The organism is Brevibacterium zhoupengii (genome assembly GCF_021117425.1).
Lineage (GTDB): Bacteria > Actinomycetota > Actinomycetes > Actinomycetales > Brevibacteriaceae > Brevibacterium > Brevibacterium zhoupengii.
In genome coordinates this window covers 942,521-966,569 of the sequence record NZ_CP088298.1, presented here as the reverse complement: position 1 = coordinate 966,569, position 24,049 = coordinate 942,521, and the positions used below count along the sequence as shown (strand labels likewise).

Below are 24,049 nucleotides of genomic sequence, written 5' to 3'. Positions count from 1 at the left end.
TGCTCCGGTGTTCTGTGGCTTCAGGCCACGGGTGCGGGTGCGGGGACGATGTCGGTTGAGACAGCATCGCGGGGCACCGTCTCGCCGTCGACGATGTCCTCGAAATGGGTGAGTGTGTCGACTACGGCATTCTCATCGGCAGTGATGTTGCTGCCGATGAAGGTCCTGGCGACGAGCAGCTTGCGGAAGTTGTCGTCACGGGTGACCTCGGCAGCGGCCTGTTCGAGCAGCAGGGTGGCCATGATCAGCTGCGCCAGATCGTCGGCATAGCCGCCGATAAGAGCCTCGGCAGCATCCGACTCGGCGTTCAAGACCACGTCACCGCGGTCGACGATCGCCGTCCACCTGGTCAGGAGCTCACGGATCTCAGGGCCCGCCTCGGCGAGGGTGATGGTGTTCAGTTTCTGCGTCATCGTCTCGGCCAGGAGCTGGTGCGTGTTCTGTTTGCGCATGCAGCGCAGGACGTCGAGGGCGATGACGTTGCTTGAGCCCTCCCAGATTGAGCCGAGGTGGGAGTCGCGGACGAGGCGGGCGTCGGGGAATTCTTCGATGTAGCCGCGACCGCCACGGATCTCCATCGCCTCGCCGGCGACGAAGCGGGCGCGTTTGCAGATGTAATGCTTGGCCAGCGGGGTGAGGACGCGGATCTGCGCGGCCGCGGAAGCATCCCCGGCGTCGGCTTTCTGGAGGGTATCGCCTGCGTAGAAGACGAGGCCGAGTGCGGCTTCGGCTTCGGCCTGCAGCGGCAGGAGTGTCATGCGCATCAGGGGTGCGTCGATGAGTTTCTTGTCGAAGACGACGCGTTCGCGGGTGTGGGCGAGCGCCTCATTGATGGACCGGCGCATGAGGGCGGTGGCGCGCATCGCGTTCGACAGCCGGGAGGTGTTGACCATCTCCGCCATCTGCCGGAATCCGCGCTCGAGCGCCCCGACCTGGACCGCATAGGCTCCGTTGAGGGTAACCTCGCCGCTGGGCATGGACCTGGTCCCGAGCTTGTCCTTGAGCCGGTCGATGACATAGGAGTTCTTCGTCCCGTCCGGGCGGTGCTTGGGCAGCATGAACAGTCCGACGCCGCGCGTGGTGTCATCGCCGCCGGGATAGCGGGCGAGGGTGAGGATGATGTCGGCGTCCGGGTTCGAGGCGAACCATTTGCGCCCGGACAGTGCCCAGTTCTCACCATCACGTTCGGCCACGGTCGAGGTCTGGGCGATGTCGGTGCCGGCGTGGATCTCGGTCATGAACATCGCTCCGGTGAACCGAAGATCGGGATCGGTCGAGATCAGACGGTCGATCGCCTCGGTGATCTGCTCGCCTTCGCCGAACTTCCGCAAGGTCCTCGCGGCTGCATCTGTCATCGACACCGGGCAGGCCAGGCCGAACTCGGCCTGGACGAAGACGTAGGAGAGGATGTACTTCACCAGGTGCGGCGGCACGTCGTCCCAACCATGCAGACCGCGGTGGGAGAGTGCCGAGAGGCCGTATTCCTCGTAGGCGGCCTTCTGCAGCTGCTGGTAGCTGTGGTGATAGTCGATGGCATCGACCCGGTCGCCTTCGCGGTTGAACTGGGCCAGGGTCGGCGGGTTCTTGTCGGCGATGTCGGCCAGTGGGGCGAGGCGCTGTGCGGCGTCGGCGCCGAGTGCGGTGAGCACCGGGGCGAGCAGCTCCTGATCGCTCGTGCCGAGGTAGGACTCGATGAGGGGATGCAGGGCGGGGTCGAGGTCGACGTAGTTCATGGTTCATTACTGTTCCATTTGTATTACACGGTGTCCAAGACGTAATCTCATGGCTATTATTTGTAATTCTTTATCAATGTTTGGCTGACAGTGGATACAGCCGGTCAACGACGAAAGCGGGAACCATGGAGCTGCGGCACTTCTCGGCATTCCTCGCCGTCGCGCAGGAGCTGCATTTCGGGCGGGCCGCGGAGACTCTGCACATCGCCCAACCGGCATTGAGCCAGATGATCCGCTCACTCGAGAAGGACCTCGATGTGCAGCTGTTCGAGCGGACCACACGTCGGGTGCGACTGACCTCCTCCGGTGAGGCCCTGCTCGAACCCGCTCGAGCGATCCAGGCACAGGTCGAAGGCGCACGACGCATCGCTCGGGCTGCGAAGGAGGGCGTGGTCGGCCGGGTGCGGATCGGCTTCGGCGGCACGAGTGGCTATTCGATCCTGTCCCTGCTCGCCCGGGAGGTTGCGGACCGGCAGCCGGGTATCAGCCTGGAGATGCACCCTCAGACGTATTCCGGTGAGTCGGCCCTGGCCGTTCGCGACGGGACCATGGACATGGGAATCATCTCCCCGCCTGCACCTGCGGGCATTGCCGTCCACGTCATCCGGCAGGAGCGGGTCATGGTCGCAGTCCCCACCAGCCACGAACTCGCTGACGCGGAGAGCGTGTCCATGGCCGACCTGCGGGAGCAGCCGTTCATCACCTATGCGCCGTCGCATGGTTCGCAGGTGCGGGAGGCGATGATGCGCCTGGCCGATCAGGCCGGCTATCTTCCGCACATCGCGCAGGAGGCACCGGATCCCTACAGTCTGCTCGCGCTCGTCGGCGCGCAGGTCGGGATCGCGATCGTCGTCGAGTCCTCGAATCACATCCGCATCGACGGGGTCACCTATGTTCGCCTCGCCGAGGGTGGGGATGCGTTCACATTGGCGCTCGGTTGGCGCCGCAACAATCCCTCGGAGGCTCTGGCTCGGGTCGTCGAGATCGTCCGAGAGATCCTGCCTGAGGCGAGTGAGACCTAATTCTCGCCCCGACGTCACTAAAACTCCCCGGCGCCACGCGAAAATAGTGACGTCGAGGAGTATTAGGGGAACGGGCCGGCTGCGGACTCGCGAGCGGCCGCGCCGGGGGCGCAGGTATTACCAGCTGATCACGTGCGGAACGCTGACGTGCTTGAGTCCTTCGAGCCCGAACTCGAGTCCGAAGCCGGACTTCTTCACGCCGCCGAAGGGGATGCGCGGATCCACTGCGCCGTGCTTGTTGATCCAGGTCGATCCTGCCTGGAGACGAGCTGCAACCTTCTTGCATTCCTCGAGATCACTGCCCCAGACCGAGGAGCCCAGGCCGACCTCGAGCTCATTGGCCCAGCCGATGGCCTGTTCGAGGTCGGTGTACTTGATGATGGGCAGAGCCGGACCGAACTGCTCCTCGGCGACCAGCGGGTTGTCGTTGTCGATGTCGGCCACCAGCGTGGTCGGGTAAAAGTAGCCCGGCTGGTCTGCAGCGGGGTCTCCGCCGGTGAGGACACGAGCCCCACCATCTTTGGCAGCCTGCACGAGTTTGGCGACGATGTCGTACTGCTGTTTGTTCTGCAGCGGTCCGAGTACGTTCTCCTCTTCCAGGCCCACACCCATCGGTGACTGCTTGGCCACCTCGACGAGGGCTTCGCAGACCTGGTCGTAGAGGGAATCGGGAACGTAGAGGCGCTTCATCGCCGCGCAGGTCTGACCGGTGTTGATGAACGCACCCCAGAACAGGTCGCCGGCAATGGCGGCAGGATCGGCGTTCTCAAGCACGATTCCTGCATCGTTGCCACCCAGCTCCAAGGTCAGCCGTGCCAGGGTGTCTGCGGCCGAGCGCATGATGGCCTGACCGGTCTTCGTCGAACCGGTGAACATGATCTTGTCGACGTCTGAGTGGGAGGTCAGTGCGGCACCGACCTCGCCGCTGCCGGGGACGACGGTGAGCACGTCGGCGGGCAGAACCTGGTTGATGACTGCGACGAGCGCCTGCACCGACAGAGGCGTGTACTCGGAGGGCTTGAGGACGACGGTGTTGCCCATCTTCAATGAGGGCGCGAACTGCCACACAGAGATCATCATCGGCCAGTTCCAGGGACCCACGGCACCGACGACGCCGACAGGTGCGTAGTGGAGTTCGGCGTGGGTCTCCTCATCGTCGACGAGGATCTCGGGTTCGAGCTCGAAGGCGGCGTTGGCCCGCAGCCAGGCGGCGCAGGCACCGACCTCGAAGCGGGCGTTGGGTCCGTTGAGCGGCTTCCCCTGTTCGCGTGAGAGCAGCTCGGCCAGTGCTTCGGCGGAGGCTTCGACCGCGTCGGCGGCCTTGTTCAGCAGGTCGCTGCGTTCGGCAGAGGTCCGCGCTGCCCAGTCGGACTGGACCTTGCGGGCGGCAGCGACAGCGGTGTCGATGTCGGCAGGACTGCCCTCACGGGTGCGACCGACAACTTCGCCGGTGGCAGGGTCGAGCAGGTCGCGGCCATTGGGATCGTCGACGGATGACAGCAGTCCGGCGAAGGTGGTGAGGTCGGTGCTCATGATTCTCCTTTATCGGGGGTTGATTGAGTGATTGCGGGATGGTCGGGTCGGGGCCTCATCCCAGGCTTCCACCTGTGCCGATGCCTGCATAGACCTGTGGGCGAATCGACCGGAGGACGAGGGCCCAGATGGTCCCGATGATGCCGGGCACGAGCACGATGGCGGGCAGCAGCCAGGACAGCACCGAGGTGCCTTCAAGGCCGATGAGGACGTTGAAGTTCACGACGATGGAGATGAAGAGGATGAGCAGACCGATCGCTGAGAGTCCCGGTGCGATTGCTCTGGTCCACCGCGAATACTCCTGCGAGTGAGAGCGCAGGAATCCGACGACGGCCAGCGCGGTCAGAGCCATGAGCAGGACAAGCCCGAAGGCACCCATGTTCGTCAGCCAGGTGAAAAGGGTGACGACGGGAAACAGCGGATCCTCGCTGCCGGCACCGGCGATGGCGAAGACGAGGATGACGACGAGTGCCAGCCCTGACTGGGCCAGAGACCCGGCAATCGGGGCACCCGAACGACGCGAGGTCCTGGCCAGAACGCTCGGCAGCACCCGATCACGCCCGAGGGCGAAGAAATACCGGGCCACGATGTTGTGGAAGGCCACGAGTGCGGCCAGAAGCGAGGTGAGGAAGAGCAGGTTCGCGAGGTCGACGAACCAGACCGGGGCATGTTCGCCGAGGAAGACGAACATGAGGTCGGGGCCGAACTCCTGCGATCGCCCGACGACGTTCGAGGTTCCTTCGGCCACGGTCATCGCCCAGGCGGAGAATGCGTAGAAGACGGCGATGATGCTGACCGCGATGATCGTCGCCCGCCCTGCTGTGCGCTTGGGGTCCTTGAACTCTTCGTTGTAGATCGCACCCGATTCGAAGCCCATGAACGCCGCGATCGAGAACGCCAGCGCCGCGCCGACTCCGGGGGCGAAGAGCTGGTCGGGAAGCATGCCACCAGCCGTGACGCCTTCGAGGCTGTGGCTGAGACCGATGATGTCGTAGATGATGACGACGAGGAATTCGGTGCCGACGATGATCCCGAGGACCTTTGCGGAGAAGTCGACCCGCAGGACACCCATGATCCCGACGATGACCCAGGCGATGAGCGCGCAGACCCACCAGGAGACCTGCAGGCCGAAGATGGAGTCGAGGAAGGAGGAGAAGACAAATCCGAACATTCCGGCGATGCCGATCTGCATCGAGTTGTAGGCGACGAGTGCGGTGACAGCAGCGCCCATCCCGACTGGCTTGCCCAGGCCCTTGGAGATGTATGCGAAGAAGGCACCGGCATTGTGCACGTGCCGGCTCATCGCCGCATAGCCGATGGCGAAGAGCACGAGAATGATGCCGAGAACGACAAACGACAGTGGGATTCCAAGGAGACCGGTGACCGCGAAGTTGCTCGGGACGCCGCCGGCAACAACGGTCAGCGGCGCCGAGGCGGCAATGATCATGAAGACGAGAGCGACGGTGCCGATGCGGCGGGAGTCGAGACCCGTGGTGGCTGGCTGGTCGGATGCGCTGTCAGGTTCGCTTCCCGTGCTGAGATTCACGCCCATGTGATCCCCCTTGCGATAGTGGCTGTATCGTCAGGTTCTCGCATCGAGGGCGGTCGCGTCTTGGCTCTGGGGGCAGGACTCTTGACTTTCGGCGCAGTCAGGTCAGCGAGCTGCGACGGTACTGGGCCGGCGGCCGGCCGACGACGCTGCGGAAGAGCCGTGAGAAATGGGCCGGATCGCCCAAGCCCCAACGGGCACCGATGGCCGCGACCGGCACCTGCACCTGTGCCGGATCGGCCAGATCCTGCCGACAGCGAGCGATCCGGCGACGACGAATCTCACCCGACACCGTCTCACCGCTGCCCTCAAAGACCTGGTGGAGGGCGCGCACGGACATGAAATGCGCGGCGGCAATCGTCGACGGTGAGAGCTGCGGATCGGCCAGATTCGCATCGATATAGGCGGTGATCTGCGACCACAGGCGCTGCCGCTCCCCCGGCACCTCCGCCTCGGCGAGTTCATCGGCCATGACCGTGGTGAGCAGATCGACGACATTGCCGGCCAAGCGAATGCCGACGGACCGGCTGAGTGTGGGCAGCATGGCACCGGCCTGGGTGATGATCTGCGTGGCCACGGCCCCCAGTTGATGCTCGGCGCCGATCGAGGTGGCCGTGAGCTCACCGACGGTGTCGGCGGGCAGGTTGACCCGCGACTGCGGGAACATCATGACGTAGGAGGAGAAGTCGCAGTCGAAGCTCAGCGTGTAGGGCCTTGAGGTGTCGTAGATGGCCAGCGAGCCCGGTGCCAGGGACACTTCCCGCCCGTCCTGGATGAGCAGTCCGTGGCCCTTGAGCTGGAGGGAGACCTTGTAGTGGTTATTGGGCGCCGCGGCAGCGCCGTCGGCCGGTCCTGCCGTCTCGCGGGAGATGAGACTCGGTGTGCGCAGCACGGCGTGGGGGTTCGCACTGATGTGGGACATGACGACGGAATCGTAGTCGCGGGCGCTGATGGTCCCTTGGAAACCGCCTCGGCGCTGGGGTTCCGTGTCCAGCGGCACGAACGAGTCCGAGACGAGGGACTTCCACCCGTCGAAATCAGACGCTGTGCTCTCTAGTAACATCTTCGTCCTCTGCAGAAACGACCGATCGTCGACCTCTGCGTCGGCGATCACTTGGCGCTCACTCTATCCCCAACGGCGCGGCGAGTCACGAGCCGGCCTGGAATTACCGACCAATTGGTCATGAGTTCGGAACATTGACCGTCATGCGGTCGATGACATAGTCGAGCTGGGCTCGGAAGCCTGCGAAATCGGTGTTCTCGGCGCCGATCATCGCGGTCGTCTGCGCACCGAGCAGATAGGTCAGGAGGACATCGGTCGCAGGCTCAAGGACCACCTCGGCGGCCAATTCTCCATCCGCGCGCGCCTGGTCGAGCCACTCCACGATCCACGCCCGCCACCGTGCCATGGTCTCGCGCGTGGTCCGGGCATGATCGGGACTCTGGGCCACCTCGGCGAAGAAGGACAAAACGATCCGGGCCTCGTCGTGGAGCTCGGGCGTGACCGGCAGGACCTCGGAGGCGAAGGCGCGCAGTGCGGCGATGCCGCGCAGGTGCGAGGTCGAGAACTCGACGCGGCGGTTCGTGGCCTCGAAGACGAAGAGGTAGGTGGCCGCGAGCAGGTCGGATTTGGAGGCGAAATACGACTTCATCGCACCGTTGGCGAATCCCGCCTCGGTGGCGATATCGCGCATCGTCGCTCCGGCCAGCCCCTGCCTGAGAATGATCCGCAGGGTCGCCTCGACGAGGTCGCGCCGACGCTGGTCGTGATCGACGATCTTGGGCATGCTTCCTCCGTTGCACCACTCTTGACTTTAATTTCTACAAGTGTAGATTATTAAGTGAGTCAGCACACATATACCACGTTGCAAAGGTGCACACATGTCCTGCCATTCCACTCCCGCTGAACCATCCTCCCCGACCGAACTCACCCCGTTCTCACTGCCGAGTCAGGATGAGATCGCGAGCGTGACCTCGGTGCTGCGCGAGGCCGGGCACTTCCCCGCCGAGGCGCGCCTGACCTACGTCGGCCTGCTCGATCCCGTGCGCGGTTCGAAGCGCACCACCGCCGAGGTGGACCGTCGTTTCCGTGCCCTCGTCATCGACAAGTCCGCCGGCACATCCCGCGACATCATCGTGTCCGCAACGCATGCCCGGGTCGACTCAGTCGCCGAGGTCGACTCGACGTCCGAGGGTGAGTTCCCGGTCATGGAAGAGGAGTTCGAGATCGTCGAGGAGGTCCTCGCCGCAGATCCGACGTGGCAGTCCATCCTCGCCCGACGTGGCCTGCCAGTCGAGCAGGTCCGTGTCGCTCCGCTGTCGGCCGGTGTCTTCGAATACCCGGAGGAATCGGGCCGACGCATCCTGCGTGGCCTGGCCTTCCTCCAGCCGAACGAGACCGATTCGGCCTGGGCGCACCCGATCGACGGCCTCGTCGCGTATGTCGATGTGACCAATCGGAGCGTCGATCAGATCCTCGACCTCGAGGACGTTCCGGTGCCCACCGAGCACGGCAACTACACCGATCCCGAGCTCACCGGTCCGCTGCGCACCACCCAGAAGCCCATCGAGATCACGCAGCCGGAAGGGCCGAGCTTCACGCTGACCGAGGGCAACCACATCGAGTGGGAGAAGTGGTCCTTCGACGTCGGATTCGACATGCGCGAAGGTCTCATCCTGCACAACATCGCCTTCACCGACGGCGAGGCCACCCGCACGATCCTCGATAGGGCCGCGATCGCTGAGATGGTCGTGCCCTACGGCGATCCCTCACCGGTGCGGTCGTGGCAGAACTACTTCGACACGGGCGAATACCTCGTCGGCCAGTGGGCGAACTCGCTCGAGTTGGGGTGTGACTGTCTGGGCGACATCACGTACCTGTCTCCGTGGGTGGTGAACAACCTCGGCGAACCGCGGCAGATCAAGAACGGCATCTGCATGCACGAGGAGGACGCCTCGATCCTGGCCAAGCACTCGGATCTGTGGTCGGGCGTGGACTACACCAGGCGCAACCGTCGATTCGTCGTCTCCTTCTTCACCACGGTCGGCAACTACGACTACGGGTTCTACTGGTACCTCTACCTCGACGGCACGATCGAGTTCGAGGCCAAGGCCACCGGTGTTGTCTTCACTTCGGCCCTGCCGAACGGATCAACGGACTTCGCCTCCGAAATCGCACCCGGCTTGGGCGCCCCGTTCCACCAGCACCTCTTCGGGGCACGTCTCGACTTCGCTCTCGATGGTGGCAAGTGCCGGGTCGAGGAGGAGGACGTCGTGCGTCTGCCGACCTCGGAGACGAACCCGCGCGGCAATGCCTTCAGCCGCAAACGCACCGTGCTCAGTACAGAATTGGCCGCTCAGCGGGATGCGGACCAGTCGAAGGCTCGGACCTGGGTGGTGACGAACCCGGAGTCGACCAACCGCCTCGGCGAACCCGTCGGCTACAAGCTCCACCCCACAGGCCTGCCGACCCTGCTCGCGGCCGAGGACTCCTCGATCCACCGGCGGGCGACGTTTGCGTCGAAGGCGCTGTGGGTCTCGCAGTATCACGAGGACGAGCGCTACCCGACGGGCGATTTCCCGAATCAGCATCCCGGGCATTCGGGCCTGCCCGGATGGACCACTGCGGATCGCAACGTCGACGGCGAGGACATCGTGCTGTGGCACAGCTTCGGCCTCACCCACTTCCCCCGAATCGAGGACTGGCCGATCATGCCCGTGGACACGGTCGGCTTCAAACTGCGTCCCGAAGGCTTCTTCGACCGCTCCCCCGTTCTCGATGTTCCCGCGCCGACATCGGGCGGACACTGCGGTGACTCCGACGGCGACTGCTGCGAGGGGTGAGTGATGAGCGAACTGATTGTCACCAACGGGCGTATCTTCACGAGCGACCCCGAGCGTCCATGGGCCGATTCCTTTGCTGTGACGGACGGCAAGATCTCCGCGGTCGGCAGTCTCGAAGAAGTCCGGGCTGCTGTGTCCGCCGACGCCGAGGTGGTCGACCTCGAAGGTCGGTTCGCCATGCCCGGGCTGGTCGATGTGCATGCGCATCTCGGTCTCGGAGGGCGTCAGCTCGCCTTCGAACTCCCGGTCCTGCCCACTGATGATGTCGCCGCGATCGCGGCGAAGGTCAGTCAGTGGCAGGCGGGATTGGAGCCTGGCCAATGGGTCGTCGGCGGAATCGTCGGCTCAACCGTGATGGATGATCTCACCCATGACGATCTGCGGACACTCGACGATGCGGCAGCAGGTCATCCCGTGCTGCTGCGCGATGACACGATGCATAACCGGTGGGTGAACTCTGCCGCGTTCGAGATCCTCGGCATCAGCGAGGAATCCCCCGACCCGGAGGGCGGAACGTTCGTCCGAGATGGGAACGGTCTGCACAATGGTGTCCTCACCGAGCTGGCCTGCAGTGCAGCCGAGGCCGCAGTGCTGGAATCGATCGACGATGTCGCTGGCTTCCACGCCAAGGCCATCGGCACCGCAGTGCAGACATTGAACTCCTACGGAGTCACTGCTGTCCAGGAATCCGCAACGATGGACTACGCCGTGCGGACGCTGCACGACCTCGATGAGGCCGGAGAGTTGACCGCCCACGTGGTCGCGTCGATGCCCGCGCAGCCATTCCTCGAAGAGGGCACCACCGGTGAAGAGCTGTACCGGGTTGGAGACGAGAACCATTCGACTCATCTGCATCCGACCTTCGCCAAATACGTGCTCGATGGAGTCCCGATGACGAGGACCTCGGCGCTGCTCACGCCGTACCAGTGCCACCACCTCGACGATGATCCGAACTTTTTGGGTGAGGCATTGTGGGACAGTGATGAGCTCGAAACGTCACTGCTTACTCTGGCTGATCGCGGGCTCAATGCGAAGCTGCATGCCACCGGCGACGGCGCGGTGAGGATGATCCTTGACGCTGTAGAAACGGTGCGACGCGAGCAGGGCTGGGATTCGAGGTTCCATATTGCCCACGTCGAATACGTCCATGACGATGATCTGGCTCGATTTGCGCAGCTGCAGGTTGTTCCAGATGCCTCACCGTATCTGTGGTTCCCTTCGGTGATGCAGGAGTCGATGGCCAAGCAGGTGTCGGCCGAGACCTTCGCACGGTCCTGGCCACTGCGGCGACTCCTCGAGTCCGGAGCGCTGGTCTCCTGCGGCTCCGACTGGCCCTGTGCCGCGCCCACCCCGGACCCGTGGACGGGTCTGGCGACTCTGATCACCCGAGCGAACCCGGACCCGGCAGTCACCGGAGAGCTCAACGTGACCGAAGCGCTTACCGTCGAGCAGGCGATCACGACGTTCACCTCCAACCCAGCCCAAGCGATGGGGTTGGGCGAAGTCACCGGAATGCTGCGTGCAGGAATGTCTGCCGACTTCATCATCCTCGACCGGGACCTGTTGTCCGCCGATCCCACCCAGCTGCATGAGACCACGGTGCTCAAGACCTATTTCGAGGGAAATCTGGTCTACGAAGCGTGAGCACCATCCGGGCTGCGGCGGGAGGCCTGATACAACTGGGAGCAGACTGCAATCACCCAGCCTGATCAGGAGGGGTGCGTTCTGGGCCTCCGCCTCGGTGCTGGCTCTGGTGCTGTGGTCGAGTGGGGCGCCGAGCGTCCTCTACCCGATCTACGCACAGAAGTGGGGGCTGAGCTCAGCGATCGTCACGCTGGTGTTCGCCTCCTACCAGCTTGCGCTGATCGTCGTCCTCCCCCTGTTCGGCAACCTCTCCGATCAGTTCGGTCGCCGTCTCGTGATGATCTGGGGTGTGGGACTGATCGCGGCATCGGCCATCGCCTTCGCGGTCGCCCCGAACGTCTCGTTCCTATTCCTGGGACGTGTGCTCCAGGGTGCCGGTTCAGGATTGGCGATGGGTGCCGCCACAGCGTCCCTGGTTGAGAACAACACGACGGGCAATGCCAGATTCGCCAGTTCACTGGCGACTGTCTCCACCGCGGCCGGGCTCACCATGGCACTCGTGCTCAGCGGAGTATTCGCCCGCTTCGCGCCCATGCCTCTGTTCTGGAGCTACATTCTCCTCCTGGCGCTGACCGTCTGTGCCGTGATCGCACTCGTCCTCACCCCGAACGATCGCCCCACCCAGACGCACAAGTGGCGGCCCCGAGCGATGCGCCTTCTCCCCGAACTGCGCCTGAGCTTCTCCCTGGCGACCCTGTCGGTGTCACTGGCCTACTGCGCGGGGGCGATCTTCCTCTCGCTGGGTGCACACATGATCGGACAGTTCGCCGGAACTTCGGACACAGCACTGGTGGGAGCGCTGCTGGGATGCTCATCGGCAACGATCGGACTCACCGGACTGTTCCTCGCCCGGGTTCGACCGCACGTAGCCCTGCTGGTCGGGACACTCCTGACACTCGTCGGCCTGGCACTGATGGCCGCGGCGGCGGCATACGGCTCACTCGGCATGTTCTTTGCCTGGTGCCTCGTCGGTGGAGCCGCCTACTCATTCGCCTTCACGGGCGGGTTGGGCGTGATCAACCAGGCCGCGCCGGTGCGCCATCGTGGTTCGACTCTGTCCCTGCTCTACCTCATCGCCTATATCCTGCAGGCCGCCATCGCAATCGGCATGGGCGCACTTGCCACCGCCCGCACACTGGGAACAGCGGTCGGCGCCGCCGCAGCAGCACTGACTGGACTGAGCCTTGTCGTCCTGGTGCTCAGCTATATCGATGCGCGGGCTCGACGCCGACCCTAAGTCTGAGCCTGAGAATTCTGCGGGAATGCAGCCTCAGAGGCGGATTCAGAGTCAGCCTCAGAGCTGGCGGAAGAAGTCGTCGGTCGTCGCGTTGGGGTGCTTGGCCAGGGGCGTGACCTTGACGTTCATGTAGGCGAACATAGGGAAGCCCTGGAAGGTCGCGTGCAGGAAGTCGAGGTCGTCGACATCGTAGATCGAGATATTGGAGTACTCGCCCACGATGCGCCAGATGCCCTTCATGATTCCCCGCTCCTGGAGATCGGCGGAATAGGCCTTCTCCTTGACCTGGAACTCGGCCTTGGTCTCATCGGTCATCGATTCTGGAAATACGACATCCATGCGTGCAACGAACAGCATTTCGCCTCCTGTAGTGGGTGAGAGTTTCTTTGGATTGTCACCTTAGGCCCATTCCGACCATGGGCAAATGTCAGCTGCTCAGAGTGAGACTCCGAACACCAGCGGAACCAGCGTGTACATGACGAGCATGATCAGCCCCAAGGAGATCAGGTTCAGCCATAGTCCGGCACGAGTCATCTGTTTGATGGTGATCTCGCCGGATCCGAAGGCCACCGCGTTGGAGGGTGTGGCCACCGGAAGCATATAAGCCGAGCAGACTGCCAAAGTGACCGCAATAGTCATAAAGAGCGGGTCGATGCCGACTCCGATGGCGACTGCACCGAAGATCGGCAGGAACGCCGCCGCAGTCGCTGTGTTCGACGTCATCTCGGTGAGTACAAGCCCGACAACGATGACGGCCACGATGATCACCCAAGACGGCATGCCGGAGAGGCCTGATACTTGGTTGCCGATCCACTCCGAGAATCCGGTGGCAGTGAACATCGCTGACAGTGACAGACCGCCGCCGAAGAGCAGCAGCAGGCCCCAGGGAATTTCCTTTGCTGCAGACCAGCGCAGAAGTGGGGTACTGGTGGGATCTTCCCGACGACAGCGGGCAGGTACCAAGAAGCAGGCGATCGCCGCGGCCATCGCGACTTGGGCATCGTCAATGGTGCCAAGGAACGGAGCGGTTTCGGCCAGCCACGGGATCATGGCGATGAATGGAACGAAAACCCAGAAGAAGATCGCTGCAGCGAAGATCCACGCGACTCTGCGCTCGGGTGTGGTCATCTTCCCCAGTTTGGCCAACTCATCACGGATCAGCTCTTCACCGCCGGGCAGCTGGTTGACCTCTGGACGGTAGACGATCTTGGTCAGCACCACCCAGGCGATGACAAGCATGACGACAGCCCATGGAACACCGATAAGCATCCACGTGCCGAACTGCATATCGAAGCCCTGAGACTCTTTGAGGTACCCCTTCATCAGGGCCATCGGTGGCTGACCGATGAGGGTCGCCGTCGACCCGATCGTCACACCGTATGCCACTCCCAGCAGCAAGGAGGCTGCGAACTTCTTACCTGCAGCGGCCTTGTCGATGGACCTGACCAGATTGAGAATCGAGACGGCAATGGGAACCATGATGACAGCAGTTGCGGTATTCGACACCCAGGCAGAGATGAACGCCGACGCAATCATCAGCCCCAGCACGATCTGAGACGGCTTGGTGCCGACCAGACGAATCGTCAGCAGAGCGATACGCAGATGAAGGTTGGACTTCTCGGTCGCCAACCCGAGGATGACACCGCCCATCACCAAGAAGATCACCGAACCCGCGTAAGGTGCTGCGACTTCCTGCATTGTGCCCATGCCGAACAGCGGGAACAGCACCAATGGCAGCAGCGAGGTGACTGGGATCGGCGCGGCCTCTGTCATCCACCAGATCGCCATCCACAGGGCACAGCCTGCGACGGCTCTACCTTCAAAAGCCAGTGACTCCGGCAGCACCCATGTCAGCAGAGCCCCGGCCACAGGGCCAAGAGCGACCAGCCACCAGTTGCGATTGCCGCCTTCGTCCAGGGAATCGCCAGAGGTGCCGGCCACAGCCTCAGAATCCGTCTCCATCTGCTGGGCTTCGTGTGCCGCCATTGCTTCCCCTTCGAATCAAGATGTGCGCACACCACAGAAGGTGAGCACGACCTCATTCACTGTAGAGGGGCGTATCAAGATACAGAAGTACGTATTTCTCAGTGTTTAATATGATTGAAGTATGAATCGGGAGTGATCATCATGAACATCGAGCTGAGGCACCTGCGCTACTTCCTCGCCGTCGCTGAGGAGAAGCACTTCGGCCGGGCCGCCGCGCGGCTGCATATGGCCCAGCCCCCATTGTCCAGCCAAATCAAACAACTCGAGTCCGCTCTGGGCACCAAACTGTTCGAACGCACGACCCGCAAGGTCGAGCTCACTGACGCCGGCAGGCTGCTGATGGAGCGTGCCCGCCAAATCCTTGCCGACCTCGAGGCCGCCGAGTTCGACGTAGCAGAAGTGGGTCGAGGCGCTGCGGGAGTGCTCCGCGTCGGCTTCTCAGGCACCGCCACTTATCGACTCATGCCGGAGATTCTCCGCCTCGCACAGTCCGAACTGCCCAATGTGCGGCTGCAGATCTCCGGCGAAATGCTGACCCCGCAGATGGAGACCGCGTTGCTGGAGAACCGGCTCGACGTCGCGATCCTCAGACCACCTGTGCAGTCGACAGAAGTTGCAATCGACGAGATCGAACAGACTCCACTCGCCGTTGTCCTTCCGCTCAACCATCGCCTGGCATTGAGCACGAACCCAGACGAGTCGCTGCCAATAACCTCACTGGCGGGTGTTGATTTAGTCAGTTATCCCCGCACTTCCTCGGTCGCTTCAGCGGTCTGGGAACTGTGTCGACAGGCTGGATTCCGACCGCGTATTGTCCAGGAGGCTACTGAAACGTCGACACTGATCGCCATGGCTGGCGCTGGCCTCGGAGTGGCACTGGCCCCAGCTTCGGCAGCGTTGCCTCTGCATGACACCATTGCAGTTCGCGCTCTGACTGAACAGGTCACAATCGGGCTTGGCGTCGCGTGGCGAACTTCCACGCTGGGAACCACCGCGACGCCGCCTCTTCTGTTGACTTCTTTCGCGCAATTGGCCCGGCAGGCGGCAGAGAACCTGCATAGAAGCACCCTTCGGCCTTGATCTCAATGGGAGAGCCATTCAACTTTGTATGCGACTACTCATCATTGACACTCCACGCACCGGCAGTGTCCAAAATTGTCTGTTCGTGCAGAGTTCCGCTCTTCCCCTGTTGCCGCCTGAAGCCGGTCACTAATCTAGCGTCATGAACGCCACCACCGCAGACAGCGCAGTCAGCCCGACCGACCTTCCCGATGAACACTTCGACTATGTCGTCGTCGGAGCCGGATCTGCCGGGTGTGTGATCACCCGCAGGCTCATCGACGCAGGTAAGAAGGTGTGCCTTATCGAGGCCGGCGGGGACGAGACGAACCCGAACATCGATCATCTCAACACCCTTGGCCTGATCTGGCATTCGAAGCAGGACTGGGATTACTACACGACTCCACAGCCGGGCGCGATGAACCGCAAGATCCACCTGCCCCGTGGCAAGGTCCTCGGCGGCTCGAACGCACTCAACGCCGTGATCTGGGTTCGCGGCGATGCCTGGGACTACGAGCAGTGGGTCGAATCCGGCTGCCCCGGCTGGTCCTGGGACGAGGTGCTGCCCGTGTTCAAGGCCATCGAGAACTATGACGGCGAGAGCACCGAGACCCGCGGAAGCGGCGGCCCCATGGACGTGCGTATCGACTATCCACGCAACCCCATCCAGGAGGACATGGTCGCCGCCGGGCAGCAGACCGGCTTGGACTACAACTCGGACTACAACTCCGGCAACGTCGAAGGCATCTCCCGGATCCAACTCAATGTCCGCGACGGCAAACGATTGAACACCTGGCGCGCCTACCTCAAGCCCCGCCTCGGCGATGGGAATCTCACGATCCTCACCTCGACGCATGCTCGTCGCCTCCTCATCGAGGACAAGACCGTCACCGGTCTTGAAGTGGACTTCCGCGGTCGCGTGGGTACGGTCACCGCCGACGAGGTCATCCTCACCACGGGTGCGCTGGCCTCACCGGAGCTGCTCCTGCGTTCGGGCATCGGACCCGCAGAGGAGCTGCGCGAGGTCGAAGTCGATCCCATCCACGACCTGCCCGGGGTGGGCAAGAACCTCCAAGATCATTGGCTCTCCCCCGTCATCTTCACCACCGGATCCAAGCCTGTGCCGATGGGTGAGGTGGCGCCTGCCGAGGTGCATCTGTTTTGGAAATCGAACCCCGACCTTCCCGTGCCCGACACCCAACCCCTGTTCTTCTCCGTGCCGATGTACGCCCAGGACTCCGCACCGAACGTGCAGACGGGGCCCGACAACGGCTTCACCCTCCAAGGCGGAATCGTGCGTCCCGAGTCCCGTGGCGAGGTCACTCTCAGCGGACCGAATCCGCAGGATCCGACGCTGGTCAACCCGAACGTCCTGTCCGAACAGGCCGATGTCGACGCTCTCGTGGCCTCGGTGAAGCAGTGCCGGGAGATCGGTCGCGCCGATGCTCTGGCATCGTGGCAGCCCACGGAGATCTTCCCCGGCGCCGAGGTGGCCGACGAGGATCTCGAGGACTATGTCCGGGGATCTGTCGTGACCTATCACCACCAGGTCGGCACCTGCCGGATGGGACAGGATGACACCGCAGTCGTCGACCCGCAGTCGTTCAAGGTCCACGGATTGGAGGGCCTGCGCATCGCTGACGCCTCGATCATGCCGCAGGTGCCCACGGGCAACACGAATGCGCCGACGATCATGATCGCCGAACGCGCGGCAGCAGCGCTCGTCGGGTCCATGGTCGAGGGGATCACCCCTCCGGGACAGTGACGCCAGCTCACCACTGGGCCGCCTGCTGGTAGTCTTCGATCTCGTCGGCCAGACTGCGAACGAGAAGGGTGTGTCAGTGACCGAGAACACCGATTCACCTGCCGCCGCCCAGGAGCTGCTGGTCACCATCGGGGCCGGACTGCTCGCAGGTGGGATCTCCTCCATCGACGTCGAGGACGCCCTGACCGGTCTCGCCCGCACGATGGGCATCAGAAAACTCCGCGTCGCCGCCCTCCCCCGCGGCCTGTTCCTCACCTCCGGGTCCGGGGACTCGACGAAGTTCGAACGCATCGGCCCCGACCTGCGCTTCGACCAGACCGCGAAGCTGCTCGACATCGTCGACGCGCTGCGAGCCCGGCGACTCACGATCGAAACCGCCACACTAAAGATCGAAACCGAGGTCCACGCGGCACCGCCGCGCTGGCCCGGATGGCTCTCCCACCTCGGCGCCGTCCCAATCGGCATCGGACTGTGCCTGCTGCTCGAACCCGGCCTGGTCAACCTGGCCTTCGCGGCCTTCGGATCACTCATCGTCGCCGGCGTCCTCGCCATCAACGGCCGCTGGCCCAACCTCAATCCGCTGCTGCCGGTGAGCTCGGCGTTCATCGTCTCCGTCATCGTGCTCGTCGGCTACCGGCTCGACTGGCTCGACAGTCCCCTGCGCACGATCGTCGCGACACTGGCGCTGCTGCTTCCGGGCAGCGCCGTGGTCACCGGGCTGACGGAGATCTCCGCAGGAGCGCTCTCGGCAGGCAGCTCACGGCTCGTCTCCGCCTCGGTGCAGCTGGCGATGTTCATCGCCGGAGTCGCCGGTGCGGCCGCGATCACCGGCACCGGCGCCGAGGCGCTGCAGAACTCCCAGCTCGCCGACTCGGTCTGGCAACTTTCGGCCCTCGGAGTCCTCTGCGCCACGATCGGGCTGATGCTCTACCTCTACACCCCGCTCGAGCACACGGTGCCGATCCTCGTCACCATCGCGGCCGCCGCAACGGCGCAACTGGGAATCGGCGCCGAGTTCGGCGCCGCCGTGGGCGGTCTCGCCGGAGCACTGGCCGCCTCGCTCGTGGCCGTCATCCTCTCCCGCCTGCCGCGCGGACCGATCTGGCGCATCAGCTACGTCCCCGCCTTCCTCATCGTCGCCCCCGGTTCATTCGGCCTGCTCAACGCCTCTCAGCTCGAGTTCGGCGACGGCAGCGGAGTCGCTGGCAGCATGCTCGCCGCGGGCGCAACGTTCTTCTCGATCGCCATCGGCACGGTCATCGGCGCAGCCGTCGCCCACACCGTCGAACCCAAGGACGAGATCGTCGCCTGAGACGCCTCACCGCTGAGAGGCGGTGAACGAAGCCTCATAGTCCTGCCGCTGATTCTTGCGCGCCAACAGCTGGTTGGGCACCATCGCCCCGAAGAGTCGGTCGCGGATCGCCAGCGGCAGCAGATTGGCCACCTTGACGGCCGGGCCGATGAAGCCGGGCACAGTAATCTCGAACCGGGGTCTGAGTGCGGACTTGACCACGCTGCGGGCCACCTCGGCGGGGGTGAGCAGTTTCGCCGCACCACTCGAGGTGCCTGCCGCCAGCGCCGTATCGACGACTCCGGGCATGATCGTGGTGACCACAACACCGGTGCCGCGCAGTTCCGCGCGGATGGCCTTGAGGTAGCCGAGCACGCCGTGCTTCGTGGCAGCATAGGTCGCCTCGCCCGGGGTGGGCAGGATGGATCCCGCCGAGGCCACGGTGATGAGGTGGCCACGACCGCGGGCGACCATGGCCGGTGCTGCGGACTTGATCCCATTGATCACGCCGAGCAGGTTGACCTCGATCTGTGCCCGGGCTGCGGAGTCCGGTTCCTCGGCGAAGGGGCCGACCCACATCAGGCCTGCATTGCCGATGAAGATGTCAATGGGCCCGAGCTCGTGGGCCACCTCGGTGAGGAACGCGTTGAGGCATTCCGGGTCCGAGACGTCGAGCCGGTAGGCGCTCACGCCCAGTTCAGCAGCAGTCTCCTGGGCTGCGTCGAGGTGGATGTCGCCGATGGCCACCTTTGCTCCGGCGGCCGTGAATTCAGCGGCGATCTCCCGACCGATGCCTCGGGCACCGCCGGTGATGGCTACAACCTGTCCGTTCAGGGAACGCTTCTCACTCATGCCGCCACCTTTCCCTTGCGAGGGGCGCGTTGCTGCCCCGATCGCGTCTCACGATCAAGTTCTCGCAGATAGTGGTCGAAGTCGACCTGCATCGTGTGCCGGGGCGAATCGTAGAACTGTCGCTTGTTGCGACGATCATCCTCATGCATCCGCCGCACCATCTCCTGCCGGCCCGGCAGCGCGTATTCCCCGGTGAGCGACTTGACGGCCAGCCTAGATTGGGCTTCGGCCAACGGCATCACTGCTCCGACGGGCTGCAGGAGCCCGATGAAGAACAGGCCGGGACGGTCGGGGTGGACCATGCGCTTGAACAGCGGCAGATCGTTGCCCTCGGCAGAGATCAGGTCCGCATCGAAGAACGGAAACGTCACCCGATAGCCGGTGGCCCAGACGATGAGATCGGCCGGAGCCTGACTCCCATCGGCGAACACCACCCGATCACCGTCGAGTCGTTCGATGCCCGGCTTCACCGTGATCGCACCGGCGCCGAGGCGGTCCCTGATTGCGTCCGACTGCACCGGATGCGATTGACCGGGTGTATGGGGCGGAGTGGGCAGGCCGTATTTTCGCAGGCCCCCGGAGAGCATCGCGGCGATGCGCAGCCGTGCCGCCGTCGCCCACCAGGGCGCCCAGCTGGGCAAGGCGATCTGATCGGCGGCCAGTCCGAACAGAGTCTTCTTCAGCACCCATTGGCCCCGACGGATCGAGAGGTTGACGCTGCGTGCCCGATGAGAGCCCTCGACGGCGATGTCCATCGCGGAGTTGCCGGCACCGACGACCACAACGTCGCGGCCCTCAAGCTGGTCCCCGCTGCGATAGTCGTGGGCGTGGATCTGCTCGCCGTCGAAGTGGCCCGGGTAGCCGGGGTCGGGCCAGCGCGCATCCCAGTGGTGGCCGTTGGCGACCATCACGGCGTCGTAATGGCGAGTCTCGGTCGCTGCTGTCTGGCGCCCAGCCTGATCGTGGGACGAGCCGGTGGTAGAACGGATATCGACATCCCAACCGTCGCGCTCAGCTCGGCGAACCTGGGTGACTTCGGTGTTGAAGGTGATCGTGTGGCCGAAGCCGAAGTGGTCGACGTAGTCCCGGAAGTAGGCATAGACCTGATCATGGCTGGCGTAGTGCGGATAGTCCGCGGGCATCGGGAAATCGGAGAAGGCCATACGGGGGCACGAGGTGTTGATCTGCAGGGTCTCGTAGCAGGCGCTGACGCCGTTGGGGTTGTCGTAGAGCCAGTTGCCGCCGAATTCGGTGCCCTTTTCGAAGCAGTCGAAGGGGACACCGGCAATGTAGAGGGCTTTGGCGGCGGCGAGGCCCGAGGCTCCGGCGCCGATGACGCAGACCCGCGGCAGTGCGGGGTCTGGTCGGATCTCCTCGGTGATCGCTGGGGCTCGATGTTTCTGTCTGACGTTGTAAGGCATGTCACAATACTGCCATTGAAAATCAAAATTTTCACTATACTGAGGGAATGAATATTCCTGCTCCCGACAATTCCTCCGACACCGACTCGGCGGGATTGTGGCGTGGGACGTCCCAGACGGACCGTGATGGGGCCCGTCGCGATAGGCTCCTCGCCGCAGCCCTCGAACTGTATGGAACGCGCGGCTTCCGTGCGACGTCGATCCAGGCACTGTGTCAGGAATCAGGGGTCTCGAGCCGTTCCTTCTACGACCTCTTCCCCGCCCACAGATCGGATGCCGGACAGGAGACGCTCACGGCGCAGGAATCGCTGCTCGAAGAGCTCTACATCATCCTCAACGAGGAGATCGGGCAGGCCCTGACGACGCTGACGATTCCTTCCGGGGCCAGCCTGCTCGAGGCTACGTTCCACATCGTCTCCACCGCCCTGATGCCGATGCTCAGCGACGAGCGCAAGGCCCGTGTCCTCGAGGTTGAGGCCGTCGGAGTCAGTGAGTCCCTCGAAGCCAGACGCAGAGCGACGATGCGCATGCTCGCCGCAGCGGTCGACTCGGCATTCGAAAGCGTACTGTCCGTCTTCGACCTGCCCGGATCCACATCCTCGCTGCGACCGGACGACGGCGGTCTGACCAGTCTCATCATCGTCGGCGGGATCACCGAGGCCCTGGTCCAGCGCGTGCACACCCCGGTCACTCAGCGTTCGTCGACTGATGACTTCCTCACCGGCATCGCCAAGGTGGCCATGCGCGCCCATGGGGTGTCCCCCAACGCTGGCGCATGACACGATTGGCCTGTGATCGGATCATGAGCTGACGCGCGAATTTCGCTCGTCAGCGAACTGGAGACACAGAGTCGCGCAGGAGAGACAATGGCTGTCGGACAGTCGTGGGCGGGGCGGGGCACAGGAGCTGCCGTCCTGGCCATCGTCGTGGCACAGTGGTTCGGAACGTCCCTGTGGTTCAGCCCCAGTGGTGCCGTCGACGGCCTCTCTGCCTGGCTCGGTTCGACACCGGCACAGTTCGGGTGGCTGATCGCGGCAACTCAGATCGGATTCATCGCCGGAACGCTGCTGAGCGCGGCGACCGGGATCGCCGACCGCTTCCCGCCCGAACGCATCTTCATCGTCTCCAGCCTCGTCGGTGCTGCACTGAACTTCGTGTGGACGCTCGGCCCCTCGGACCTCGTTCTCGTCTGGATCTCCCGCTTCGCCGTCGGAATGAGCCTCGCAGGCATCTATCCGATGGGGATGAAGATGATCGTCAAGCGGGCCCAGGCGAAATCCGCGCAGGCACTGGCCTGGCTCGTGGCCATGCTCACCCTGGGCACCGCGATGCCGCAGTTCCTGTCGGCAGCCGGCGCAGCCCTCCCCTGGCAGTCGATCATGTGGGGTTCATCTGCTCTGGCCGTCCTGGGAGCCGGACTCATCGCAGTGATCTCTCAACGCGGAACAGCGATCTCGGGTCGCGAGGAGAAGCCAGCGGACGCGACTGCGCCGCCAGATGTCATCGAAAGCCAGCCAGCTGTCACCGAAGACCCGGCTCTGCGCCGACTGTTCAGGGACCGGATGTTTCGCGCCGCCGTCTTCGGATACGTGGGCCACATGTGGGAGCTCTACGCCTTCTGGGCAGTTGTGCCCACACTTGTCATCACGGCCCTGACTCACCCGGGCAGCCCCACCGCCCTGGCGACGACGAGCTTCTTCGTCATCGCCTCCGGCGTCCTCGGATGTGTGGCCGGTGGAATCATCAGTCGCCGAACCGGCAGTGCCAAGGTCGCCGCAACAGCACTCGCCGGATCCGGACTGATGTGTCTGATCTACCCGCTGCTGCCCGAGGTCGGCCCGCTCCTCATCGCGGCTCTCGCGCTCTGGGGGCTGCTCGTCATCGCCGACTCTCCCCAATTCTCGGACCTCGCCGCCCGCCATGCTCCCGCAGAACTGACGGGAACGGGGCTGACGGTGATGAATTCCCTCGGTTTCGCCGTCAGTGTCATCAGCATCGTCATTCTGCAGAGCCTCATCGCAGCGATCGGAGTGAGCGCCGTATGGCTGCTGTTGCCGGGGCCGGTCCTCGGTCTGATCGCGATGCGGCCGCTGCTGATCAGGCGAAGGGCGCCGAGGACCGATCCAGACGAGTGACCTCGTCCTCACTGAGGCTCAGCTTCGGGGCTGCCATCAGGTCATCGAGCTGTTCAGGACTGCGGGCAGAGACGATCGGAGCGGTCATTCCCTTGGCCAGCAGCCAGGCGAGCGCCACAGTCGCCGGTGCCACGTCGTGGGCTTCGGCGATGGAGACCACCTCGTCGACGACCGCGAGCCCATCGGCGTTGAAGTAGCCCTGCACCATACCTCCACGGCTGGCCCCCTCAAGATCGGCCTCGGTGCGGTACTTTCCGGTGAGGAATCCTGCGGCAAGGCTGAAGTAGGTGAAGACGCCGAGGTTGTGCTCGCGTGCCAGCGGAGCCAGTTCCGTCTCGTAGTCACAACGGAAGACGAGGCTGTACTGGGGCTGGATCGCCACCGGCTTGGCCAGGTTCTCCGCCTCTGCCACAGCCAACCACTCGGCCAGACGGTCCTTCGAATAGTTGGACACGGCGATGTGCTTGGCCTTACCGGCACGCACGATCTCATCGAAGACCCGGGCCACCTCGGCGATGGGGGTCACCTCATCATCGCGGTGGGCATAGTAGAGGTCGACGTAGTCGGTCTGGAGACGCTGCAGGGAGGCGTCGATGGCGGAGCGGATATAGGCGGGGTCCTGCGTCTGGTGCTCGGGGTGGTCGCCGACCTTTGTGGCGATCACGACCTTGTCGCGGTTGCCGCGGGCAGCGAGCCAGGTGCCGATGATCGTCTCTGATTCGCGGCCGGTGTTGCCGGGCACCCACGCCGGGTAGGACTCGGCGGTATCGAGGAAGTTGCCGCCAGCGGCGACGAACGCATCGAGGACGGCATGGGATGTGGCCTCGTCGGCGGTCCAGCCGAAGGTGTTGGTGCCCAGGTTGATGGGGAAGATGCTCAGGTCTGTGCCCGGGATCTGAATCTGCTGCGTCATGATGCTCCTGTGTCCTCGAGGTGTCGGTGGGCAATTCACGCGCTGTACCGCGCGTTCTCACTCACC

The 24,049-nt window shown here is 64.0% G+C and carries 19 protein-coding genes; 9 read left to right on the top strand and 10 right to left on the bottom strand.

What is annotated here, in order from left to right; translation table 11 throughout:
• Positions 1–20: 20 nt before the first annotated feature.
• On the bottom strand, positions 21–1,733 hold the full coding sequence (locus tag LQ788_RS04275; RefSeq protein ID WP_231445515.1) for an acyl-CoA dehydrogenase family protein: 1,713 nt from the start codon (positions 1,731–1,733) through the stop codon (positions 21–23).
• A 125-nt stretch (positions 1,734–1,858) separates the two neighbouring features.
• On the opposite strand from LQ788_RS04275, the gene LQ788_RS04270 reads away from it, so the two are divergent.
• Positions 1,859–2,755, top strand: coding sequence for a LysR family transcriptional regulator (locus tag LQ788_RS04270; RefSeq protein ID WP_231445513.1), 897 nt, complete (start codon positions 1,859–1,861; stop codon positions 2,753–2,755).
• Between the two features lie 117 nt (positions 2,756–2,872).
• Here the strand turns inward: LQ788_RS04270 and LQ788_RS04265 are convergent, their stop codons facing one another.
• The 4 genes from LQ788_RS04265 to LQ788_RS04250 all read right to left on the bottom strand — a co-directional run bounded on the left by LQ788_RS04265 (position 2,873) and on the right by LQ788_RS04250 (position 7,624).
• Complete coding sequence (locus LQ788_RS04265) at positions 2,873–4,288, bottom strand: aldehyde dehydrogenase family protein (protein ID WP_231445511.1); 1,416 nt, start codon at positions 4,286–4,288, stop codon at positions 2,873–2,875.
• Between the two features lie 55 nt (positions 4,289–4,343).
• On the bottom strand, positions 4,344–5,840 hold the full coding sequence (locus LQ788_RS04260) for an APC family permease (protein ID WP_231445509.1): 1,497 nt from the start codon (positions 5,838–5,840) through the stop codon (positions 4,344–4,346).
• Positions 5,841–5,937: 97 nt separating this feature from the next.
• A complete protein-coding gene (locus LQ788_RS04255) occupies positions 5,938–6,900 on the bottom strand; it encodes an AraC-like ligand-binding domain-containing protein (protein ID WP_231445507.1) in 963 nt (320 codons plus the stop codon).
• Positions 6,901–7,018: 118 nt separating this feature from the next.
• Positions 7,019–7,624, bottom strand: a complete 606-nt coding sequence (locus tag LQ788_RS04250; RefSeq protein WP_231445506.1) for a TetR/AcrR family transcriptional regulator — start codon at positions 7,622–7,624, stop codon at positions 7,019–7,021.
• Between the two features lie 94 nt (positions 7,625–7,718).
• Between LQ788_RS04250 and LQ788_RS04245 the strand changes: the two genes are divergently transcribed.
• The 3 genes from LQ788_RS04245 to LQ788_RS04235 are packed head-to-tail and all read left to right on the top strand — an operon-like array spanning position 7,719 to position 12,561.
• The gene (locus LQ788_RS04245; RefSeq protein WP_231445505.1) at positions 7,719–9,680 is read left to right on the top strand and encodes a primary-amine oxidase; all 1,962 of its coding nucleotides are present in this window, start codon (positions 7,719–7,721) and stop codon (positions 9,678–9,680) included.
• 3 nt (positions 9,681–9,683) lie between these two features.
• A complete protein-coding gene (locus tag LQ788_RS04240; protein WP_231445504.1) occupies positions 9,684–11,324 on the top strand; it encodes an amidohydrolase in 1,641 nt (546 codons plus the stop codon).
• A 46-nt stretch (positions 11,325–11,370) separates the two neighbouring features.
• Positions 11,371–12,561, top strand: coding sequence for an MFS transporter (locus tag LQ788_RS04235; protein WP_394801335.1), 1,191 nt, complete (start codon positions 11,371–11,373; stop codon positions 12,559–12,561).
• Positions 12,562–12,618: 57 nt separating this feature from the next.
• Here LQ788_RS04235 and LQ788_RS04230 read toward each other — a convergent pair whose 3' ends face one another.
• Positions 12,619–12,918: a muconolactone Delta-isomerase gene (locus LQ788_RS04230; protein WP_009881572.1), complete on the bottom strand. Its 300-nt coding sequence runs from the start codon at positions 12,916–12,918 to the stop codon at positions 12,619–12,621.
• A gap of 78 nt (positions 12,919–12,996) precedes the next feature.
• Positions 12,997–14,547 carry an SLC13 family permease gene (locus LQ788_RS04225; protein ID WP_231445502.1) on the bottom strand — a complete coding sequence of 517 codons (1,551 nt, stop codon included), beginning with the start codon at positions 14,545–14,547 and terminating at the stop codon, positions 12,997–12,999.
• 141 nt (positions 14,548–14,688) lie between these two features.
• Between LQ788_RS04225 and LQ788_RS04220 the strand changes: the two genes are divergently transcribed.
• The 3 genes from LQ788_RS04220 to LQ788_RS04210 all read left to right on the top strand — a co-directional run bounded on the left by LQ788_RS04220 (position 14,689) and on the right by LQ788_RS04210 (position 18,683).
• Positions 14,689–15,627: a LysR substrate-binding domain-containing protein gene (locus tag LQ788_RS04220; RefSeq protein WP_231445501.1), complete on the top strand. Its 939-nt coding sequence runs from the start codon at positions 14,689–14,691 to the stop codon at positions 15,625–15,627.
• Between the two features lie 142 nt (positions 15,628–15,769).
• Positions 15,770–17,371, top strand: a complete 1,602-nt coding sequence (locus LQ788_RS04215) for a GMC family oxidoreductase (protein ID WP_231445500.1) — start codon at positions 15,770–15,772, stop codon at positions 17,369–17,371.
• A gap of 76 nt (positions 17,372–17,447) precedes the next feature.
• Positions 17,448–18,683: a threonine/serine exporter family protein gene (locus LQ788_RS04210; RefSeq protein WP_231445498.1), complete on the top strand. Its 1,236-nt coding sequence runs from the start codon at positions 17,448–17,450 to the stop codon at positions 18,681–18,683.
• Between the two features lie 6 nt (positions 18,684–18,689).
• Here the strand turns inward: LQ788_RS04210 and LQ788_RS04205 are convergent, their stop codons facing one another.
• Complete coding sequence (locus LQ788_RS04205) at positions 18,690–19,514, bottom strand: SDR family oxidoreductase (RefSeq protein WP_231445496.1); 825 nt, start codon at positions 19,512–19,514, stop codon at positions 18,690–18,692.
• Positions 19,511–20,935: a flavin-containing monooxygenase gene (locus LQ788_RS04200; protein WP_231445494.1), complete on the bottom strand. Its 1,425-nt coding sequence runs from the start codon at positions 20,933–20,935 to the stop codon at positions 19,511–19,513. The genes LQ788_RS04205 and LQ788_RS04200 overlap by 4 nt, the downstream gene beginning before the upstream one ends.
• A gap of 47 nt (positions 20,936–20,982) precedes the next feature.
• On the opposite strand from LQ788_RS04200, the gene LQ788_RS04195 reads away from it, so the two are divergent.
• Both LQ788_RS04195 and LQ788_RS04190 read left to right on the top strand, forming a co-directional pair.
• Entirely contained in the window at positions 20,983–21,714 is a 732-nt protein-coding gene (locus tag LQ788_RS04195; RefSeq protein ID WP_231445492.1) for a TetR/AcrR family transcriptional regulator, read from the top strand.
• Between the two features lie 87 nt (positions 21,715–21,801).
• The gene (locus LQ788_RS04190; RefSeq protein WP_231445490.1) at positions 21,802–23,070 is read left to right on the top strand and encodes an MFS transporter; all 1,269 of its coding nucleotides are present in this window, start codon (positions 21,802–21,804) and stop codon (positions 23,068–23,070) included.
• Here the strand turns inward: LQ788_RS04190 and LQ788_RS04185 are convergent.
• Entirely contained in the window at positions 23,033–23,983 is a 951-nt protein-coding gene (locus LQ788_RS04185; RefSeq protein WP_231445488.1) for an aldo/keto reductase, read from the bottom strand. The two genes, LQ788_RS04190 and LQ788_RS04185, sit on opposite strands and share 38 nt — an antisense overlap.
• Positions 23,984–24,049: the final 66 nt, after the last annotated feature.

What these genes read in the sequence shown, in the direction of transcription:
- LQ788_RS04275 (WP_231445515.1), bottom strand. Translation starts at nt 1,733, where the DNA reads ATGAACTACGTCGACCTCGACCCCGCCCTGCATCCCCTCATCGAGTCC.
- LQ788_RS04270 (WP_231445513.1), top strand. Translation starts at nt 1,859, where the DNA reads ATGGAGCTGCGGCACTTCTCGGCATTCCTCGCCGTCGCGCAGGAGCTG.
- LQ788_RS04265 (WP_231445511.1), bottom strand. Translation starts at nt 4,288, where the DNA reads ATGAGCACCGACCTCACCACCTTCGCCGGACTGCTGTCATCCGTCGAC.
- LQ788_RS04260 (WP_231445509.1), bottom strand. Translation starts at nt 5,840, where the DNA reads ATGGGCGTGAATCTCAGCACGGGAAGCGAACCTGACAGCGCATCCGAC.
- LQ788_RS04255 (WP_231445507.1), bottom strand. Translation starts at nt 6,900, where the DNA reads ATGTTACTAGAGAGCACAGCGTCTGATTTCGACGGGTGGAAGTCCCTC.
- LQ788_RS04250 (WP_231445506.1), bottom strand. Translation starts at nt 7,624, where the DNA reads ATGCCCAAGATCGTCGATCACGACCAGCGTCGGCGCGACCTCGTCGAG.
- LQ788_RS04245 (WP_231445505.1), top strand. Translation starts at nt 7,719, where the DNA reads ATGTCCTGCCATTCCACTCCCGCTGAACCATCCTCCCCGACCGAACTC.
- LQ788_RS04240 (WP_231445504.1), top strand. Translation starts at nt 9,684, where the DNA reads ATGAGCGAACTGATTGTCACCAACGGGCGTATCTTCACGAGCGACCCC.
- LQ788_RS04230 (WP_009881572.1), bottom strand. Translation starts at nt 12,918, where the DNA reads ATGCTGTTCGTTGCACGCATGGATGTCGTATTTCCAGAATCGATGACC.
- LQ788_RS04225 (WP_231445502.1), bottom strand. Translation starts at nt 14,547, where the DNA reads ATGGCGGCACACGAAGCCCAGCAGATGGAGACGGATTCTGAGGCTGTG.
- LQ788_RS04220 (WP_231445501.1), top strand. Translation starts at nt 14,689, where the DNA reads ATGAACATCGAGCTGAGGCACCTGCGCTACTTCCTCGCCGTCGCTGAG.
- LQ788_RS04215 (WP_231445500.1), top strand. Translation starts at nt 15,770, where the DNA reads ATGAACGCCACCACCGCAGACAGCGCAGTCAGCCCGACCGACCTTCCC.
- LQ788_RS04205 (WP_231445496.1), bottom strand. Translation starts at nt 19,514, where the DNA reads ATGAGTGAGAAGCGTTCCCTGAACGGACAGGTTGTAGCCATCACCGGC.
- LQ788_RS04200 (WP_231445494.1), bottom strand. Translation starts at nt 20,935, where the DNA reads ATGCCTTACAACGTCAGACAGAAACATCGAGCCCCAGCGATCACCGAG.
- LQ788_RS04195 (WP_231445492.1), top strand. Translation starts at nt 20,983, where the DNA reads ATGAATATTCCTGCTCCCGACAATTCCTCCGACACCGACTCGGCGGGA.
- LQ788_RS04190 (WP_231445490.1), top strand. Translation starts at nt 21,802, where the DNA reads ATGGCTGTCGGACAGTCGTGGGCGGGGCGGGGCACAGGAGCTGCCGTC.
- LQ788_RS04185 (WP_231445488.1), bottom strand. Translation starts at nt 23,983, where the DNA reads ATGACGCAGCAGATTCAGATCCCGGGCACAGACCTGAGCATCTTCCCC.